Here is a 19,140-nt window from a genome sequence, read left to right as displayed (position 1 = left end):
TGGATTCAGAAATTCTGACTCAAACGTAACACTCATACCGGCCCCGGGGGCTCAATGTCATCTGAAAACCGTATTATCGCCAGCTTCTCCATTCCACCGGAGCACAGCGACCGCCGCCTGGATCAGGCTGCGGCCGAACTGATGCCGGAGCACTCGCGCTCCCGACTGCAGGGCTGGATCAAAAGCGGCGCACTGACGGTCAATGGAAAAACCTGTAAGCCCCGGGACAAGGTAATGCTGGGCGACCGGCTCGATCTGGACGCGGAGCCGGAAGCGCAAGTCAGTTGGGAAGCGGAATCGATAGACCTGGATATTGTGTATGAAGACGAGCACCTGTTGGTCATTAACAAGCCTGCGGGCCTCGTGGTCCACCCGGCGGCAGGCCACGCTGACGGCACCCTGGTCAATGCCCTGCTCAACCATGCCCCGGAAGTGGAGAACCTGCCCAGAGCAGGGATTGTGCATCGTCTCGACAAAGATACGTCCGGCATCATGGTGGTAGCGCGCAGCCTGATTGCTCATACATCGCTGGTCGACCAGTTGCAGACCCGGACCATGGGGCGGGAATACGAAGCCATTGTGGTTGGCACCCTTACTGGAGGCTCGACGGTGGATGCACCGATTGGTCGTCATCCCCGTGAACGCAAGAAAATGGCGGTTGTGCCCACCGGTAAGCCGGCGGTAACGCATTATCGCCTGGTGGAGCGCTTCGCAGCGCACACCCACGTTCGCTGTAAGCTGGAGAGCGGCCGTACCCACCAGATACGGGTGCATATGGCCCACGTGAAACATCCATTGGTGGGCGACCCTCAGTATGGCGGTCGGCTACGTCTGCCGAAAGGCACAACAGACGAACTGAGGGACGTGCTTGCCAGTTTCCAGCGGCAGGCGCTCCATGCACGCCAGTTGACATTGGAACACCCGCAAACCGGTGAGATACTGACTTGGGAGGTACCACTGCCCGATGACATCGAGGGTCTGCTGGCCGCACTTCGAAAGCACGTTAAGGAGTTGGAGAACCATGACGTCTGAACTGCCGGTGATTGTCCCTGACTGGCCCGCTCCGTCTTGGGTGCATGCCGCATGCACGACGAGAATGGGCGGGGTCAGCCAGGCGCCGTGGCAATCCCTGAACCTCGGCACGCATGTGGGAGATCATCCCGATGATGTTGCGAAAAATCGGTCCCTGCTTGGGCAGTGGGCTGAGCCCGGCGCTCAGTCGTTCGGTTGGCTTAACCAGGTTCATGGTACTGACGTTGTTGAGTTGCCGCAGTCGGGTGCGGTCACCGCGGATGCCAGTGTGACCTCCCAGCCTGGGGTGGCATGTGTGGTGATGACAGCGGACTGTCTTCCGGTGCTTTTCTGTAACCCCGCCAGTGGCCAGGTGGCCGCTGCCCATGCTGGCTGGCGCGGCTTGTGTGGTGGTGTTCTGGAGCGAACGGTTGAGTATCTGGGTAATCCTGCTGCCGTCCTGGCGTGGTTGGGGCCGGCCATTGGTCCTGAGCAGTTTGAGGTTGGCCCCGAGGTCAGGGAGGCTTTCCTGATGAGCGATTCCCAATCGGGTGATGCATTCATTTCCAGCCCTCGAAATCCTACCCATTATCTTGCGGATATCTATGAGCTTGCCCGGCAGAGGCTGGCAATGGCAGGTGTGCTTCAGGTCTACGGTGGTGAATTCTGCACGGTGACCGATCGTGAGCGTTTTTTCTCCTATCGTCGAGACGGGCAAACCGGGAGAATGGCAAGCCTGATATTCATCTCATGACATTCGTCAATTTTCTGACACTTTCCCGTCCGGTCTGCTTGAACTCCCACCAATCGCCCCTACATTAACTGTCAAAGCAGACGCAATGTCGCCGATGGAATTCTCCCATCGGTTCAGTGACAGAGATTTGGGAAGACCGAATTATGAGAATCGACAAACTGACCAGCAAACTCCAGACAGCACTGGCCGACGCCCAGTCGCTAGCGGTAGGCAGGGATCACAACTTTATAGAACCCGTGCACCTGATGCAGGCGCTGATGGACCAGGAAGGCAGCTCCATCAAGCCGCTGTTGAAACAATCGGGCGCTGAGCCTTCCCGGATACGCCAGGCTGTGGCCCGGGAGATTGAAAACCTGCCGGAAGTGCAGGGCTCTGCCGGCGATGTCTCTATGTCAAACGATATGGGCCGGCTCTTCAATATTGCCGACAAGCTGGCGCAGAAACGTGGTGACCAGTTCATTTCCAGCGAATTGCTGCTGCTGGCCGCACTAGAGGATCGGGGCAGCCTTGGGCGGGTTCTGCGGGAGCAGGGTGTCGACAAATCCGCATTGGAGCGTGCCATCGATGAGGTCAGAGGCGGTGAGTCGGTTGACGATGCGTCTGCAGAAGAGCATCGACAGGCGCTTTCCAAATACACCATTGATCTGACCGAACGTGCCGAGGCTGGCAAATTGGACCCGGTGATTGGTCGCGATGATGAAATCCGTCGGACCATTCAGGTACTGCAGCGTCGTCGCAAGAACAATCCGGTGCTCATTGGTGAGCCCGGTGTGGGTAAAACCGCAATTGTAGAAGGACTTGCCCAGCGCATTGTCAACGGCGAGGTGCCAGAAGGGCTCAAGAACAAGCGCGTGCTGTCTTTGGATATGGGCTCGCTGATTGCGGGCGCCAAGTTCCGGGGTGAGTTTGAAGAGCGCCTCAAATCTGTGCTGAATGAGTTGTCCAAGCAGGAAGGGCAGATCATCCTGTTCATCGACGAAATTCACACCATGGTCGGCGCCGGTAAAGCGGAAGGTTCCATGGACGCCGGCAATATGCTCAAGCCCGCCCTGTCGCGCGGGGAGTTACATTGCGTGGGCGCCACCACCCTTGACGAGTATCGCGAGAATATTGAGAAAGACGCGGCCCTTGAGCGTCGGTTCCAGAAGGTATTGGTCTCCGAGCCTACCGAGGAGGACACCATAGCGATCCTCCGCGGCCTGAAGGAGCGCTACGAAGTTCATCACGGCGTGGAAGTCACAGACGGTGCCATCATCGCAGCGGCCAAGTTGTCTCATCGTTACATCGCTGACCGTCAGTTGCCGGACAAGGCCATTGATCTGGTGGATGAGGCTGCAAGCCAGATCCGCATGGAGATGGACTCCAAGCCAGAAGCGCTGGATCGCCTTGAGCGGCGTTTGATCCAATTGAAAATAGAGCGGGAGGCGTTGAAAAAGGAAACCGATGCCGCCTCCAAGAAGCGGCTTTCTGAGCTCTCGGATGTCATCTCCGGTATCGAGCGTGAGTACGCGGACCTGGAAGAGGTCTGGAATACCGAAAAAGCGGCACTGCATGGTTCCCAGAAGATCAAGAGCCAACTGGAACAAGCCCGGATCGACCTGGAAAATGCCCGCCGTGCCGGCGATCTCGGGCGCATGTCGGAGTTGCAATACGGCAGGATTCCGGAGCTGGAGCGCCAACTGGATATGGCGAGCCAGGCGGAAATGATGGAGATGAAGCTGCTGCGTAACCGCGTGACCGATGAGGAAATCGCCGAAGTGGTGTCCAAGTGGACGGGTATTCCGGTTTCGAAGATGCTCGAGGGCGAACGCGACAAGCTGATGCGAATGGAGGAAGCCCTCCATGGGCGTGTCATCGGTCAGGACGAAGCCGTTGAGGCCGTGTCCAACGCGGTTCGTCGGTCCCGTGCAGGACTGTCAGACCCTCACCGCCCTAATGGTTCTTTCCTGTTCCTGGGGCCGACCGGTGTGGGTAAGACTGAGCTCTGCAAAGCCCTGGCGTCGTTCCTCTTTGATACCGAGGAGGCCATGGTTCGAATCGACATGTCTGAGTTCATGGAGAAGCATTCCGTCGCTCGGCTGATCGGTGCCCCTCCGGGATACGTTGGTTATGAAGAGGGTGGCTACCTGACCGAGGCCGTCCGCCGCCGGCCCTACTCAGTGTTGTTGTTGGATGAAGTTGAGAAGGCGCACCCGGACGTATTTAATATTCTGTTGCAGGTTCTTGAGGATGGGCGCCTGACAGATGGTCAGGGTAGAACGGTGGATTTTCGCAATACCGTCATCGTGATGACCTCAAACCTGGGGTCGGACATCATTCAGCAGAAAGCGGGTGAGGAAAACTACGAGTCCATGAAGAAGGACGTTATGGACGTAGTGGGTACTCACTTCAGGCCAGAGTTCATTAACCGGGTGGATGAGGTGGTGGTGTTTCATCCGCTGGCTGAAAGCCAGATTCAGGGCATTGCCCGGATTCAGATTAATGCTCTGGGCAAGCGCCTGAAAGAGCAGGATATGTCGTTGATGCTGGACGACGCAGCGATGGAGTTGCTGGCGGAAGTTGGCTACGACCCCGTTTACGGTGCTCGTCCATTGAAGCGGGCCATTCAGCGGATGATTGAGAATCCGCTGGCCCAGAGGTTATTGCAAGGGGACTTCCTGCCCGGTGATACCATTCGTGGGTCGGTCAAAGATCATGGTTTGGAGTTCTTGAAAGCGTAATGTCAGGAGCGACGAGGCGGAGCATTGTGCTCTCCCTCGTCCGGATCCAACCAGAGTGTCTCTTGCATTAACCTTCGGCAGGTTCGCCGCAGTTTTCCTCTGCGATTTTCTCAAACTGCTGTTTCTGCTCCTCGATTTCTTCGGGGGTCAGATACCGCAGTTCCCCTTCCTCTTCTATACGGATCCTGCTGTTCTGCTGAATTAGCTTAAGATTGGTGCGTGCGGTTTCGCAGTTGGCTTCCCGTTGTTTGCGCCGCGCTTCCTCTACGGCGCTTTCCTGGCGCTTCTCGCTTTCTTTGGCTTTCTGGGTTTCGAGCTGTTCCAATTGTTCCTGCGGGCTCATCCGGTTGCCTCCGGAGGATTTGCCGGTGCGAATATTGACGGACTCCGCCTGCTGTCCGGTTGGCTGCCGATCGCCAAAGTGCGTAACCCCGTCTTCGTCGGTCCATTTATACACGGAAGCCGCGAAAGCCATTGATGGTGTCGCAGCCAGAAGTACTGCCAGGGTGAGGGTTTTTCTGTTCATGCCGTTGCTCATTCCGCGTTAGCCTTGTCGAAGTTCCGCCCGTAGCGGCCCCGTCTCTATGTTAGCCTATGTTTATCATGCCATTTGTAAAGGCAAGTTTCTTCAATCTGGTTCAAATAGTTGCACAAAGTATGGCAGACCTTCGGTGGGTACGGGCAGAGAAAACAGCCGCCGCTATTGACAGGGAGTTTAGCGCTGTCAAAATTACCGATTGCCTGAAGACTGGGGTCAATACGGCAGGCAATCCCGAGCGAGTATCCCCCGTTAATTACCACACTGAATGCCCCGCGCAGGTCGCGGACTGGTTGTTGCTTACGTGCAACCCGTTGATTGGCCGTTCTCCGCAACCCTCAGGAGGGCGGCTGGCCAGGAGACAACCTCTTAATAGCTGGTGTGGCGGAGTATCCGGTTCAGCTTTCACAAGAAGCATGATGTCCGGACATCCAGGCAACCGGGACGTTTCCCGGCTCATTCACTCGTAGAAGAGGGTAGAACATCGTGGAGTTATTGTCTGGCGCCGATATGCTGATCCGGTCCCTGCAAGATGAGGGGGTCGAATACATATATGGCTATCCGGGTGGTGCAGCGTTGCATATTTATGACGCGCTGTTCAGGCAGGACAAAGTCAAGCACATTCTGGTGCGTCACGAGCAGGCTGCGGTCCACATGGCCGACGGTTATGCCCGTGCTACCGGATTACCGGGCACCGTTCTGGTAACCTCGGGTCCTGGAGCCACCAACACCATCACTGGCATTGCCACTGCCTTCATGGATTCCATCCCGATGGTGGTCCTGTGCGGTCAGGTTGCATCGACTCTGATTGGTGAAGATGCATTCCAGGAGACCGATATGATCGGTGTCTCCCGTCCTGTCGTGAAACACAACCTGAGTGTCCGTCATCCGGAAGAGATCCCCGAGATCGTTCGCAAGGCCTATTACATTGCCTCGACAGGTCGTCCCGGACCGGTTGTTGTTGATATCCCGAAAGATATGACAACGCCAAACGAGCGCTACGAGTATGTCTTTCCCAAGAAGGTCAAGCTCCGTTCGTACAATCCGGCCATTCGTGGCCACGCTGGGCAGATCAAGAAAGCCGTCGATATGCTCATGGCAGCCAAGCGTCCCATTATTTATGCGGGCGGCGGTGTCATCCTCGGCAAAGCCACGGATCAGCTGACCGAGTTGGTCAGGATGTTGGGTTATCCGATTACCAACACTCTGATGGGCATTGGGTGTTATCCGGCCTCCGATACTCAGCACATCGGCTGGCTGGGTATGCATGGCACCTACGAATCCAACATGGCCATGCATCATTCGGATCTTATCCTCTGTGTGGGGGCGCGATTCGATGACCGGGTGACCAACGCGACAGAAAAATTCTGTCCCGGTGCCCGCATTGTCCATATCGATATCGACCCGGCCTCCATCTCCAAAACCATTGATGCGGATGTTCCCATTGTTGGCCCGGTGGATGCGGTGCTTAAGGAAATGATCACTCTCGTCAAAGAGAGCAAGGAAAAGCCTGACGCCGATGCAATTGCTGCCTGGTGGAAGCAGATTGAAGAGTGGCGGGCATTCCATGGCATGCGTTACGAGACCAGCCCGGATGTCATCAAGCCTCAGGAAGTGGTGGAGGCGCTCTGGAAGCTTACCAATGGTGAAGCCTTTGTGACCTCCGATGTGGGTCAGCACCAGATGTTTGCAGCCCAGTACTACAAGTTTGATAAACCCAATCGCTGGATCAACTCCGGCGGCCTTGGCACCATGGGCTTCGGCCTGCCAGCGGCTATGGGGGTCAAGTTGAACTTCCCCGATGACGAGGTGCTTTGCATTACCGGTGAAGGCAGTATCCAGATGAATATCCAGGAGCTGTCGACCTGTAGTCAGTACGATATTCCAGTAAAGATCATCAATCTGAATAACCAGGCCCTTGGTATGGTCAAGCAGTGGCAGGACATGAACTACGAGTCCCGTCACTCCCAGTCCTACATGGAGTCCCTGCCGGACTTCATCAAACTGGCAGAGGCCTATGGTCACGTTGGTGTCCGAATCGACCGAAAGGAAGATCTGGTGCCAAAGCTCAAAGAAGTGCTGGCGATGAAAGACCGGCTGGTTTTCGTTGATATCTACGTGGACCGTTTTGAACACGTCTACCCGATGCAGGTGGCCCGTGGTTCAATGAAGGACATGTGGCTCAGCAAGACGGAGAGGGTCTGATCATGCGTCGAATCATTTCTGTTTTGCTTGAAAACGAGCCCGGTGCACTGTCCCGTGTTGTTGGTCTGTTCTCGCAGCGTAACTACAACATTGAAACGTTGACGGTGGCGCCGACCGAGGACGAAACCCTGTCGCGCCTGACGGTAACAACCACAGGCTCGGACAAAGTCATCGAGCAGATCACCAAGCAGCTCAACAAGCTGATTGAAGTGGTCAAGCTGGTGGATCTGACGGAAGGCTCCCACATCGAGCGTGAGCTGATGCTGGTCAAGCTCAAGGCCACTGGGTCCCAGCGTGCCGAGATCAAGCGTACGGTTGATATCTTCCGTGGCCAGATCGTGGATGTTACCAGCTCGGTCTATACCGTTCAGTTGGCCGGTGCCAGTGAAAAACTGGACGGCTTTATTCAGGCGGTGGGTACCTCGGGCGTGCTTGAGGTTGTTCGCAGCGGGGTTTCGGGCATCGCCCGTGGTGAAAAGGTATTAAGCCTGTAACAGGCACTGACATCATTCTGTACAATGACGGCCCCCAAAAGGCCAATACAATATTATAGAGGTTTTCCATGCAGGTTTATTACGATAAGGATTGTGATCTTTCCATCATTCAGGGCAAGAAAGTTGCCATCATCGGTTTTGGCTCACAGGGGCACGCGCATGCATGCAACCTGAAAGAGTCCGGTGTGGATGTAACGGTTGGTCTGCGCCCAGGTTCTTCTTCCATTGCCAAGGCGGAAGCCTATGGCCTCAAAACCAGTGACGTTCCCGCAGCAGTTGCCGCAGCGGATGTCGTTATGGTTCTGACGCCGGACGAGTTCCAGGCCCAACTGTATAACGCAGAGATCGAGCCGAATCTGAAGCAGGGCGCCACTCTGGCGTTTGCCCACGGTTTTGCGATCCACTACAACCAGATCGTGCCGCGCAAAGATCTGGATGTGATCATGATTGCCCCGAAAGCGCCGGGCCACACTGTGCGCACCGAATTTACCCGTGGCGGCGGTATCCCTGATCTGATTGCCATCTTCCAGGATGCTTCCGGCAACGCCAAGAACCTGGCGCTCTCGTACGCCAGCGGTATCGGTGGCGGCCGCACCGGCATCATCGAAACCACCTTCAAGGATGAGACTGAAACCGATCTGTTTGGTGAGCAGGCTGTTCTCTGTGGTGGTACCGTTGAGCTGGTAAAGGCGGCCTTCGAAACACTCGTGGATGCCGGTTACGAGCCTGAAATGGCGTACTTCGAGTGTCTGCACGAGCTGAAGCTGATTGTTGACCTGATGTACGAGGGCGGTATTGCCAACATGAACTACTCCATCTCCAACAACGCGGAGTATGGTGAGTACGTGACTGGTCCGGAGATCATCAACGAGCAATCCCGCGAAGCTATGCGCAATGCCTTGAAGCGCATCCAGACCGGTGAATACGCCAAGATGTTTATTCAGGAAGGCAGCAGCAACTACCCGTCCATGACGGCCCGTCGCCGCATTAATGCCGAGCATCAGATTGAGACCGTTGGCGAAAAACTGCGCTCCATGATGCCCTGGATCTCCGCGAACAAGATCGTGGACAAAGACAAAAACTGATCCGGTACCTCGGACTGGTTTGGAAAACGCGGCCCGGGTGGCCGCGTTTTTCGTATATACTCCGCCTAAATGCTTTCCGGAGTGATTGGAATGACTGATGAAAAGAAGCAGGCCGAAACACAGGCTGAAAAGAAAGATGTTCGGGGACGGTCAGACGCCTCTGGTCATGAACATGATATTGAGTCCGGCGAAGTTGTCGAGGAAGAGTTGGTAGAGGGGGCGCCGGTTCGTCGCAAGGGGATATACCTGCTGCCTAATGCGCTGACAACGGCTTCCCTGTTCTCTGGCTTCTACGCGATCGTTTCCGCCGCAAACGGCGTATTCGACAATGCCGCGATTGCGATCTTTGTATCCATGATCCTGGATGGGCTTGACGGTCGGGTTGCCAGGTTGACCAATACTCAGAGTAAGTTCGGCGAGGAATACGACAGTCTCGCGGATATGGTCGCCTTTGGTGTGGCTCCGGGTATGGTGGCGTTCTTCTGGTCGCTGAACAGTCTTGGTCAGGTTGGTTGGGCTATTACCTTTATCTATGTGGCGGGAGCTGCTTTGCGGTTGGCACGATTCAACACCCAGATCGGCTCCATGGACAAGAAGTTTTTCGTGGGGCTGCCCAGTCCTGCGGCTGCAGCGTGTGTTGCCGGGTTAGTGTGGTGTTTTCATGCGATGGAGCCGGCCAGTTGGCTAACCCTCATGACGATCATCGTCGTTGGCGGTTGTGGTGTGTTGATGGTCAGCAACATTCTCTATAAGAGTTTCAAGGACTTGGATATGCGGGGGCGGGTGCCGTTCGCTGCAATACTCCTGGTGGTGCTGATGTTTGTGGTTGTCGCGCTTGATCCGGCAACAGTCCTGTTTAGCGGGTTCCTTATCTATGCGTTGTCGGGGCCGGTTTTTGCACTGTTTAGAAAATCGCGCCGCTCGGCAGGCGAGTCGGCGTAATTTCGGCCTGAAAAATGAACGTTCTGATTGCGGTTTGATCAGCGTTATAGGGGGTAACCGAAACAGAGTAAAATTAATTGATTAACCTCGTTGACACATTCTCAGGGCTCTGTAGAATGCGCATCTCTTTCGAGGGGAACGCCACCGAGGCGGACCAGGAATTGAAAGGCAACCATTTGAATTTATTGGCAGTTTTTCGGTTTAAAACCGAAGTCAAAATAAACGGTTGACAAGGCAGCGATTCGATGTAGAATACGCCACCTTGATCGGGCAAGCCCCGAACGCTCTTTAAAAAGTTAACCAAGTAATTCGTGTGGGCGCTGGCCGAGGTATTTCGGATACGAAATATCAGGACAGTGACTCGTCGAAATTGAGTTTTGTCTTGAGCAAGAATAGAGAATCTTCGGATTCTTGTATGATTTAAACTGAAGAGTTTGATCATGGCTCAGATTGAACGCTGGCGGCAGGCTTAACACATGCAAGTCGAGCGGTAACAGGGGGAGCTTGCTCCCCGCTGACGAGCGGCGGACGGGTGAGTAATGCATAGGAAACTGCCCAGTAGTGGGGGATAGCCCGGGGAAACCCGGATTAATACCGCATACGCCCTTTGGGGGAAAGCAGGGGATCTTCGGACCTTGCGCTATTGGATGTGCCTATGTCGGATTAGCTAGTTGGTGGGGTAAGAGCCTACCAAGGCGACGATCCGTAGCTGGTCTGAGAGGATGATCAGCCACATCGGGACTGAGACACGGCCCGAACTCCTACGGGAGGCAGCAGTGGGGAATATTGGACAATGGGGGCAACCCTGATCCAGCCATGCCGCGTGTGTGAAGAAGGCTTTCGGGTTGTAAAGCACTTTCAGTGAGGAGGAAAACCTTACGACTAATACTCGTGAGGCTTGACGTTACTCACAGAAGAAGCACCGGCTAACTCCGTGCCAGCAGCCGCGGTAATACGGAGGGTGCAAGCGTTAATCGGAATTACTGGGCGTAAAGCGCGCGTAGGTGGTTTGATAAGCGAGATGTGAAAGCCCCGGGCTCAACCTGGGAACGGCATTTCGAACTGTCAGGCTAGAGTATGGTAGAGGAGTGTGGAATTTCCTGTGTAGCGGTGAAATGCGTAGATATAGGAAGGAACACCAGTGGCGAAGGCGGCACTCTGGACCAATACTGACACTGAGGTGCGAAAGCGTGGGGAGCAAACAGGATTAGATACCCTGGTAGTCCACGCTGTAAACGATGTCAACTAGCCGTTGGGACTCTTGAAGTCTTAGTGGCGCAGCTAACGCACTAAGTTGACCGCCTGGGGAGTACGGCCGCAAGGTTAAAACTCAAATGAATTGACGGGGGCCCGCACAAGCGGTGGAGCATGTGGTTTAATTCGACGCAACGCGAAGAACCTTACCTGGCCTTGACATGCAGAGAACTTTCCAGAGATGGATTGGTGCCTTCGGGAACTCTGACACAGGTGCTGCATGGCCGTCGTCAGCTCGTGTCGTGAGATGTTGGGTTAAGTCCCGTAACGAGCGCAACCCCTATCCCTAGTTGCTAGCAGTTCGGCTGAGAACTCTAGGGAGACTGCCGGTGACAAACCGGAGGAAGGTGGGGATGACGTCAGGTCATCATGGCCCTTACGGCCAGGGCTACACACGTGCTACAATGGTGCGTACAGAGGGCTGCAAACCCGCGAGGGGGAGCTAATCTCACAAAACGCATCGTAGTCCGGATCGGAGTCTGCAACTCGACTCCGTGAAGTCGGAATCGCTAGTAATCGCGAATCAGAATGTCGCGGTGAATACGTTCCCGGGCCTTGTACACACCGCCCGTCACACCATGGGAGTGGATTGCACCAGAAGTGGTTAGTCTAACCTTCGGGAGGACGATCACCACGGTGTGGTTCATGACTGGGGTGAAGTCGTAACAAGGTAGCCGTAGGGGAACCTGCGGCTGGATCACCTCCTTAAACGAAGCCGAATGCTTCGGTCAGAGTCCACACGAATTACTTGGTTAGCTTAAGAAGAGAGCAAAGGGTCTATGCAGGCCCGACTTGGCTTGTTTCAGGACAAGCAAAACCGGGTCTGTAGCTCAGGTGGTTAGAGCGCACCCCTGATAAGGGTGAGGTCGGTGGTTCAAGTCCACCCAGACCCACCAGAATTGCGTAGCTCGTCGTTGTGTCCGGACTTGCATAGCAGGCTATGCGGCGCCCGAACACGCCTAGATCTACACAATTCTTGTAAATAGCTTTTAGGGGCTGTAGCTCAGTTGGGAGAGCGCCTGCCTTGCACGCAGGAGGTCAGCGGTTCGATCCCGCTCAGCTCCACCAATACCTGGACAGATCGATGAATGCCTGGCTTCGGTCAGTGTGCAGAAACAAGCGTTTCGGTTTAATGACAAGAGTTGTTAAGCGGAAGTTCTTCTTTCTGATCACTGGGTCAGATTTGCTCTTTAACAAATTGGACGAGATAGAACACGAATACTTTTTCTCATTATCTCCGAGAGAAAGTGTTCAATGTGATAGCGATTTCAAGCGTTATCCGGTGTTGTCGTTGAAGTGGTTGTATATGACTTCGAGTGACTGTCTCTGAATCTCATCTCTGAATGAGAAGGTTGTGTTCACTTCGGTGGGTGCGATGTTCTGGTTGGGTGTGAGAAACGGATCAGTTGTCTTGGGGTTATATAGTCAAGCAACTAAGCGCATACGGTGGATGCCTTGGCAGTCAGAGGCGATGAAAGACGTGGAAGCCTGCGATAAGGCTCGGGGAGCTGGCAAACAAGCTGTGATCCGGGCATCTCTGAATGGGGAAACCCACCGGTCTTCGGGCCGGTACCGTACGGTGAATACATAGCCGTACGGGGCGAACTCGGGGAACTGAAACATCTAAGTACCCGAAGGAAAAGAAATCAACCGAGATTCCCTCAGTAGCGGCGAGCGAACGGGGACCAGCCCTTAAGCTGGACAACTGGTAGGAGAAGGCCCTGGAAAGAGCCGCCATAGTGGGTGATAGCCCCGTATCCGAAACCTGAGTCCAGTGAAATCGAGTAGGACGGGACACGAGACATCCTGTCTGAACATGGGGGGACCATCCTCCAAGGCTAAATACTCCTGACTGACCGATAGTGAACCAGTACCGTGAGGGAAAGGCGAAAAGAACCCCTGTGAGGGGAGTGAAATAGATCCTGAAACCGTATGCGTACAAGCAGTCGGAGCGGACTTGTTCCGTGACGGCGTACCTTTTGTATAATGGGTCAGCGACTTATGTTCAGTGGCGAGGTTAACCGTTTAGGGGAGCCGTAGGGAAACCGAGTCTGAATAGGGCGATTTAGTCGCTGGGCATAGACCCGAAACCGGGCGATCTATCCATGAGCAGGTTGAAGGTTGAGTAACATCAACTGGAGGACCGAACCCACTGTCGTTGAAAAGCCAGGGGATGACTTGTGGATCGGAGTGAAAGGCTAATCAAGCCCGGAGATAGCTGGTTCTCCCCGAAAGCTATTTAGGTAGCGCCTCGGACGAATACCACAGGGGGTAGAGCACTGTTTCGGCTAGGGGGTCATCCCGACTTACCAACCCGATGCAAACTCCGAATACCTGTGAGTACTATCCGGGAGACACACGGTGGGTGCTAACGTCCATCGTGAAGAGGGAAACAACCCAGACCGCCAGCTAAGGTCCCCAAATACCAGTTAAGTGGGAAACGATGTGGGAAGGCTCAGACAGCTAGGAGGTTGGCTTAGAAGCAGCCATCCTTTAAAGAAAGCGTAATAGCTCACTAGTCGAGTCGGCCTGCGCGGAAGATGTAACGGGGCTCAAACTGGTTACCGAAGCTGCGGCTGTGCACGCAAGTGCACGGGGTAGGGGAGCGTTCTGTAAGCCTGCGAAGGTGTGTCGAGAGGCATGCTGGAGGTATCAGAAGTGCGAATGCTGACATGAGTAACGACAATGGGGGTGAAAAACCCCCACGCCGGAAGACCAAGGGTTCCTGCGCAACGCTAATCGGCGCAGGGTGAGTCGGCCCCTAAGGCGAGACCGAAAGGTGTAGTCGATGGGAAACGGATTAATATTTCCGTACCTTGGATAGCTGCGATGGAGAGACGGAGAAGGCTAGGTGAGCCGGGCGACGGTTGTCCCGGTTTAAGCATGTAGGCAGTGGGATTAGGCAAATCCGGTCCCACAATGCCGAGACGCGACGACGACTGCCCTTTTAGGGCGGGAAGTCATTGATGCCCTGCTTCCAGGAAAATCTTCTAAGCTTCAGGCTATTCGAGACCGTACCCCAAACCGACACAGGTGGTCAGGTAGAGAATACCAAGGCGCTTGAGAGAACTCGGGTAAAGGAACTAGGCAAAATGGTGCCGTAACTTCGGGAGAAGGCACGCCGGTGGTATGTGACGCCCTTCGCGGGTTGAGCAGAAGCCGGTCGAAGATACCAGGCCCCTGCGACTGTTTATTAAAAACACAGCACTGTGCAAACACGAAAGTGGACGTATACGGTGTGACGCCTGCCCGGTGCCGGAAGGTTAATTGATGGGGTTAGCGCTTGCGCGAAGCTCTTGATCGAAGCCCCGGTAAACGGCGGCCGTAACTATAACGGTCCTAAGGTAGCGAAATTCCTTGTCGGGTAAGTTCCGACCTGCACGAATGGCGTAACGATGGGGGCGCTGTCTCTACCCGAGACTCAGTGAAATTGAAATCGCCGTGAAGATGCGGTGTATCCGCGGCTAGACGGAAAGACCCCGTGAACCTTTACTATAGCTTCACAGTGAACTTTGAGCATGTTTGTGTAGGATAGCTGGGAGGCTTTGAAACCAGGACGCCAGTTCTGGTGGAGCCAACCTTGAAATACCAGCCTGACCTGTTTGAGGTTCTAACTTCGACCCCTTATCGGGGTTAAGGACACTGTGTGGTGGGTAGTTTGACTGGGGCGGTCTCCTCCCAAAGCGTAACGGAGGAGCACAAAGGTGGGCTAAGCATGGTCGGACATCATGCGGTTAGTGTAATGGCACAAGCCCGCTTAACTGCGAGACAGACACGTCGAGCAGGTACGAAAGTAGGTCATAGTGATCCGGTGGTTCTGTATGGAAGGGCCATCGCTCAACGGATAAAAGGTACTCCGGGGATAACAGGCTGATACCGCCCAAGAGTTCACATCGACGGCGGTGTTTGGCACCTCGATGTCGGCTCATCACATCCTGGGGCTGAAGCCGGTCCCAAGGGTATGGCTGTTCGCCATTTAAAGTGGTACGCGAGCTGGGTTTAGAACGTCGTGAGACAGTTCGGTCCCTATCTGCCGTGGACGTTGGAGATTTGAGGAAAGCTGCTCCTAGTACGAGAGGACCGGAGTGGACGAACCGCTGGTGTTCGGGTTGTGTCGCCAGACGCATTGCCCGGTAGCTATGTTCGGATAGGATAACCGCTGAAAGCATCTAAGCGGGAAGCCCCTTCCAAGATGAGATCTCCCTGGACCCTTGAGGTCCCTGAAGAGCCGTTCAAGACCAGGACGTTGATAGGTCGGGTGTGTAAGCGCTGCGAGGCGTTGAGCTAACCGATACTAATTGCTCGTGAGGCTTGACTATATAACACCCAAGACAATTGCGGATAACGCAAGAGCCATCGCGCTCAATCGAAATCAACATCACATCGTTCTACCTCGTCCACCCAGTGATCAACCGTTTTGCCTGACGACCATAGCGGTCTGGAACCACCTGATCCCATCCCGAACTCAGCCGTGAAACAGACCAGCGCCGATGGTAGTGTGGCTTCTGCCCATGTGAGAGTAGGTCATCGTCAGGCTCTTAATACCAAAACCCCCGCGGCTTCGCCGACGGGGGTTTTTTATTGCCTGTAAAAAAGTAACGACCAATAACCTATAGTGGTGCGGTGCCGCTCGGGTTGCCCAGCATTGGTGCGTTGCTGGGGATTTGTTGCCCTTGGAAATATTCGCAATGCATTGTTTTTAAAAATTAAAAATATTCTGGAATATATTTTGCTGAAGTATCGGGTCTAGAGTTAGGCTCCAACAGGTACCGGCAACGACGCCGTCAGAAGGAAGTGAAGGTGTCGGCCATTCCTGTTTTGCTTTGATAGCTCGCCACATTTGGCCCCCCTTCTTTAGAAACTTCCTCACGATCTGTTGGCAAATTCCGCATGTTTACAGGCCAACGTATGAGCGACACCTCTTTTCGATTCTTTTCTTTCGTAGGAAGGATCAAAGTTCTTCACCTGAGTTGGGTAGCGTTTTTTATAAGCTTCCTGGTCTGGTTTAATCACGCGCCCCTAATGTCTTCTATTCGAGATCAGTTCGGGTTGTCAGCCTCGGAAGTAAATACCTTGTTGCTGCTCAACGTGGCATTGACGATACCAGCTCGAATTCTTATCGGTATGTTAGTGGATGCACTCGGCCCTCGCCGTGTGTATAGCCTGGTCCTTGTTGTGTCAGGGCTTCTCTGTATCGCATTTTCACTCTCCACAACCTTTGAACAGCTCGCAGTGACCCGATTCTTGTTGGGCTTTGTTGGTGCGGGATTTGTTGTGGGTATCCGTCTGATAAGTGAATGGTTCCCGGCGAAGGAACTGGGACTGGCTGAGGGTATCTATGGCGGTTGGGGTAACTTTGGAGCTGCGTTTGCCGGGCTTTCATTGCCGGCACTCGCGCTGTGGTTCGGTGGCGATAACGGATGGCGCTGGGCGGTAGGCACGACCGGTGTTATCGCGATTATCTACGCGGCGGTTTTCTTCATCCTGGTTCGCGATACCCCAAAAGGTTCGACTTACTTCAAGCCAAAGCGGGGCGGTGCGATGGAAGTCACCAGCAAGGGCGATTTCGTCCTTTACGTGGTAATGAACTTGCCGCTGTTCTTTGCTTTGGCGTTGATCGTTTGGCAACTGGGGCCCTATAAGCTCGGTATGCTGGGGGCTCCGACAACCTATCTTCTTTATAGTGCGATAGGGGTGATGGCAGCTGTCCAGTTCTTGCGGATTTGGCAGATAAACGGTCACGTCTTTCAAAGGCCTGTACCGGCATTTGATCGTTACCCGTTCAAGCAGGTAGCACTTTTAAATCTCGTATATATGGCGAGCTTCGGATCGGAACTTGCGGTGGTCTCCATGTTGCCGCTGTATTTCCTGGATACGTTTGATATCTCTCCCATGTTGGCGGGGATGCTCGGCGGGAGTTTTGCTCTGATGAACCTGTTTGGGCGCCCCGGCGGCGGCTATCTTGCGGACCGCTATGGGCGAAAGCTGATTACGATACTGATGCTGGCCGGTATCGCAGTTGGATACTTCTTCATGGCAAGGATTGATAGCAGCTGGCCTCTGCCATTGGCGGTCACTCTGGTTGTGCTCTGCTCGATCTTTGTGCAAGGCGGATGTGGCGCAGTCTATGCGTCGGTTCCGTTGGTGAAGCGTCGTCTTACCGGCCAGGTTGCGGGGATGGCAGGTGCCTACGGCAATGTAGGAGGTGTTGTCTTCCTGGTTGTATTGGCCCTGGTGCCCTCAGATCAGTTCTTCCTGGTGTTGGGAGCAATTGCTCTGGCAATCATGTCCCTGGTGATGATCTTCATGGATGAACCTGATCCGCAAACAAGCGAGGTTATGCCGGATGGTTCCGTCAGAATGATTGACGTAACGTGAGTGGTCGCCTCCAATTACAGGCCGGCCAATACAGCATCGCCGGCCGGAAGGCCGAGAATCAGGACAGCCTGGGTATTCGGTATCCAGAAGGCGAGGCCCTCGTTCTCAAGGGAGTTGCTGCTGTTATTGCCGATGGGGTGAGTGCTTCAGCCGCAGGCCGTGAGGCGGCTGAGACCTGCGTAAAAGGGTTTCTGCACGACTACTACAGTACGCCGGACTCCTGGGCCGTTGAAACTGCGGCCGGTCGTGTCCTTGGGGCCTTGAATCGATGGTTGCACGGTCGTGGTCACGCCGGCCATGCAGATGCCCATGCGATGGTGTGTACTTTTAGCGGTGTCGTCATCAAGAACAATCGAGCCTATGTATTTCATGTGGGGGATAGTCGGGTTTGTCTTGTTCGCAACGGCGAATTGGAGTGCCTGACCAGGGACCATCATGCAGTTGTAGGCGCCGATAGGGGCGCGCTGACAAAGGCCATGGGGGCTGAGCTGAATGTCGAAATCGATGTATTCCGGGCAAACCTTCTGCCCGGTGATTGTTTGCTATTGACCACTGATGGTGTGCACGGGTATCTCGACCCAGTCGTTATGGCCGGACTTGCAGCGGAGGGTGATGCGGATGAGGTCGCCAGGGCGCTGGTGGACGCAGCCTACTCCGCTGGAAGCCCCGACAACCTGAGTGCTCAGGTACTTAATATTGAGCATCTGCCAGTGGAAGACGTTGAGGCTCATTATGAACGGCTGACGTCGCTGGCATTCCCGCCGCCATTGGAATCTGGGCAAAGGCTTGACGGTTATCGGATCGTCCGGGAAATCCACGCCAGCCGCCGCACCCAGGTTTACCTTGCCAGCCCCGATGCCGGCGGTGAGCCGGTGATTATCAAAACGCCGTCGCCGAACTTTGTGGATGATCCGGCCTATATCGACCGTTTTCTCAATGAGTGCTGGGTGGGGCGCCGTGTAAACAGTCCTCATATTGTCCGGTTTATTGAGCCGCCCCAGAGCCGACGCTGCCTCTATTGTGTCACCGAATATGTTCAGGGACCGACGCTACGCGAGTGGATGAACGACAACCCCCTGCCAACGCCTGCCGACGTGAGGAACCTCATTCAGCAGATTGCCATTGGTTTACGGGCTCTGCACCGTCTTGAAATGGTGCACCAGGATCTCAAGCCAGAAAACGTACTGATTGCCAGAGACGGGACAGTTAAAATCATTGACCTGGGCGCGGTACGAATTCGAGGAGTTGAGGAGATTGATGTGCCGTGGGGGCAGGATGGCTGCCTGGGGACTGAGAGCTACGCTGCGCCGGAGTGTCTTGAGGGTGATCGGGCAACACCCGCCTCTGACCGCTATTCCCTGGCGGTGATTGCCTATGAGCTGTTGACCGGTCAGCTTCCCTATGCGAAACCTCCCAGGCCTTCCGTCCGTCGACGTTTGCGCTACCGCAGCATACGCGAATTCAACCCGGACCTACCGGTGTGGCTGGATGCCTGCCTGCAACGCTCCGTTTCCTTGAGGCCGGAGTCCCGATACCCTTCGCTGTCGGAATTCCTGAGGGATCTCGGACATCCCAACCCGGCGCTGACACCCACCGTATGGCGCCCGCTCGCGGACCGTGTGCCACCGGAAAACTGGCGTTTCATCGCGGTTGTCTCTCTGGTGCTTAACGGTTTGCTGATTTGGCTGGTCTGGATGAACGGCGTCGACTAAACACTATGCACGCCCCGTGGGCATCGCAATCGATGATATACTCCCGA

The 19,140-nt window shown here is 54.9% G+C and carries 10 protein-coding genes, 2 tRNA genes and 3 rRNA genes; 14 read left to right on the top strand and 1 reads right to left on the bottom strand.

Translation table 11 applies throughout. The features are described from left to right. Window positions 1–54 precede the first annotated feature (54 nt). From rluD to clpB, 3 genes are all read left to right on the top strand, one after another. Window positions 55–1,032, top strand: coding sequence for a 23S rRNA pseudouridine(1911/1915/1917) synthase RluD (gene rluD, locus SIC19_RS05680; RefSeq protein ID WP_036203682.1), 978 nt, complete (start codon window positions 55–57; stop codon window positions 1,030–1,032). Next, window positions 1,022–1,765 (top strand): peptidoglycan editing factor PgeF, encoded by a 744-nt coding sequence (pgeF, locus tag SIC19_RS05675; RefSeq protein WP_075195694.1) that lies wholly within the window; start codon window positions 1,022–1,024, stop codon window positions 1,763–1,765. The genes rluD and pgeF overlap by 11 nt, the downstream gene beginning before the upstream one ends. Window positions 1,766–1,908: 143 nt before the next feature. Then, window positions 1,909–4,485: an ATP-dependent chaperone ClpB gene (gene clpB / locus SIC19_RS05670; RefSeq protein WP_036203689.1), complete on the top strand. Its 2,577-nt coding sequence runs from the start codon at window positions 1,909–1,911 to the stop codon at window positions 4,483–4,485. A 67-nt stretch (window positions 4,486–4,552) separates the two neighbouring features. Here clpB and SIC19_RS05665 read toward each other — a convergent pair whose 3' ends face one another. Continuing rightward, a complete protein-coding gene (locus SIC19_RS05665; RefSeq protein ID WP_036205671.1) occupies window positions 4,553–5,011 on the bottom strand; it encodes a DUF4124 domain-containing protein in 459 nt (152 codons plus the stop codon). A gap of 498 nt (window positions 5,012–5,509) precedes the next feature. On the opposite strand from SIC19_RS05665, the gene SIC19_RS05660 reads away from it, so the two are divergent. The 11 genes from SIC19_RS05660 (at window position 5,510) to SIC19_RS05610 (ending at window position 19,093) form a co-directional block, all read left to right on the top strand. Next, window positions 5,510–7,228: an acetolactate synthase 3 large subunit gene (locus tag SIC19_RS05660; RefSeq protein ID WP_075195695.1), complete on the top strand. Its 1,719-nt coding sequence runs from the start codon at window positions 5,510–5,512 to the stop codon at window positions 7,226–7,228. Between the two features lie 2 nt (window positions 7,229–7,230). After that, window positions 7,231–7,722, top strand: coding sequence for an acetolactate synthase small subunit (gene ilvN / locus SIC19_RS05655; protein ID WP_007155058.1), 492 nt, complete (start codon window positions 7,231–7,233; stop codon window positions 7,720–7,722). 68 nt (window positions 7,723–7,790) lie between these two features. Then, a complete protein-coding gene (gene ilvC, locus SIC19_RS05650; RefSeq protein WP_007155057.1) occupies window positions 7,791–8,807 on the top strand; it encodes a ketol-acid reductoisomerase in 1,017 nt (338 codons plus the stop codon). Window positions 8,808–8,897: 90 nt separating this feature from the next. Next, window positions 8,898–9,749, top strand: a complete 852-nt coding sequence (pssA, locus tag SIC19_RS05645) for a CDP-diacylglycerol--serine O-phosphatidyltransferase (protein ID WP_036203693.1) — start codon at window positions 8,898–8,900, stop codon at window positions 9,747–9,749. Between the two features lie 422 nt (window positions 9,750–10,171). Next, window positions 10,172–11,711: ribosomal RNA gene (locus tag SIC19_RS05640) — 16S ribosomal RNA — on the top strand. 111 nt (window positions 11,712–11,822) lie between these two features. Beyond that, window positions 11,823–11,899: transfer RNA gene (locus SIC19_RS05635), tRNA-Ile, on the top strand. Window positions 11,900–11,995: 96 nt separating this feature from the next. After that, window positions 11,996–12,071: transfer RNA gene (locus tag SIC19_RS05630), tRNA-Ala, on the top strand. A 355-nt stretch (window positions 12,072–12,426) separates the two neighbouring features. Next, window positions 12,427–15,322 (top strand): 23S ribosomal RNA (locus SIC19_RS05625). 101 nt (window positions 15,323–15,423) lie between these two features. Further along, a 5S ribosomal RNA gene (gene rrf / locus SIC19_RS05620) occupies window positions 15,424–15,539 on the top strand. Together the 16S, 23S and 5S rRNA genes with 2 tRNA genes alongside form the textbook arrangement of a ribosomal RNA operon. Before the next feature lie 372 nt (window positions 15,540–15,911). Next, on the top strand, window positions 15,912–17,381 hold the full coding sequence (locus tag SIC19_RS05615; RefSeq protein ID WP_075196058.1) for an MFS transporter: 1,470 nt from the start codon (window positions 15,912–15,914) through the stop codon (window positions 17,379–17,381). Further along, window positions 17,378–19,093: a bifunctional protein-serine/threonine kinase/phosphatase gene (locus SIC19_RS05610; RefSeq protein ID WP_075196057.1), complete on the top strand. Its 1,716-nt coding sequence runs from the start codon at window positions 17,378–17,380 to the stop codon at window positions 19,091–19,093. Before SIC19_RS05615 ends, SIC19_RS05610 begins: the two co-directional genes overlap by 4 nt. The last annotated feature ends 47 nt before the right edge of the window (window positions 19,094–19,140 follow it).

The organism is Marinobacter sp. MIT930201 (assembly GCF_047122665.1).
In the GTDB taxonomy this organism is placed as follows: domain Bacteria; phylum Pseudomonadota; class Gammaproteobacteria; order Pseudomonadales; family Oleiphilaceae; genus Marinobacter; species Marinobacter salarius.
Note: the sequence above shows the minus strand (reverse complement) of the source record. Positions and strands in the feature narration are given on the sequence as shown.

Excerpts from the sequence above, each read along its gene's own strand:
- ilvC (WP_007155057.1), top strand. The coding sequence starts at position 7,791 with ATGCAGGTTTATTACGATAAGGATTGTGATCTTTCCATCATTCAGGGC.
- pgeF (WP_075195694.1), top strand. The coding sequence starts at position 1,022 with ATGACGTCTGAACTGCCGGTGATTGTCCCTGACTGGCCCGCTCCGTCT.
- ilvN (WP_007155058.1), top strand. The coding sequence starts at position 7,231 with ATGCGTCGAATCATTTCTGTTTTGCTTGAAAACGAGCCCGGTGCACTG.
- pssA (WP_036203693.1), top strand. The coding sequence starts at position 8,898 with ATGACTGATGAAAAGAAGCAGGCCGAAACACAGGCTGAAAAGAAAGAT.
- SIC19_RS05665 (WP_036205671.1), bottom strand. The coding sequence starts at position 5,011 with ATGAACAGAAAAACCCTCACCCTGGCAGTACTTCTGGCTGCGACACCA.
- SIC19_RS05615 (WP_075196058.1), top strand. The coding sequence starts at position 15,912 with ATGAGCGACACCTCTTTTCGATTCTTTTCTTTCGTAGGAAGGATCAAA.
- clpB (WP_036203689.1), top strand. The coding sequence starts at position 1,909 with ATGAGAATCGACAAACTGACCAGCAAACTCCAGACAGCACTGGCCGAC.
- rluD (WP_036203682.1), top strand. The coding sequence starts at position 55 with ATGTCATCTGAAAACCGTATTATCGCCAGCTTCTCCATTCCACCGGAG.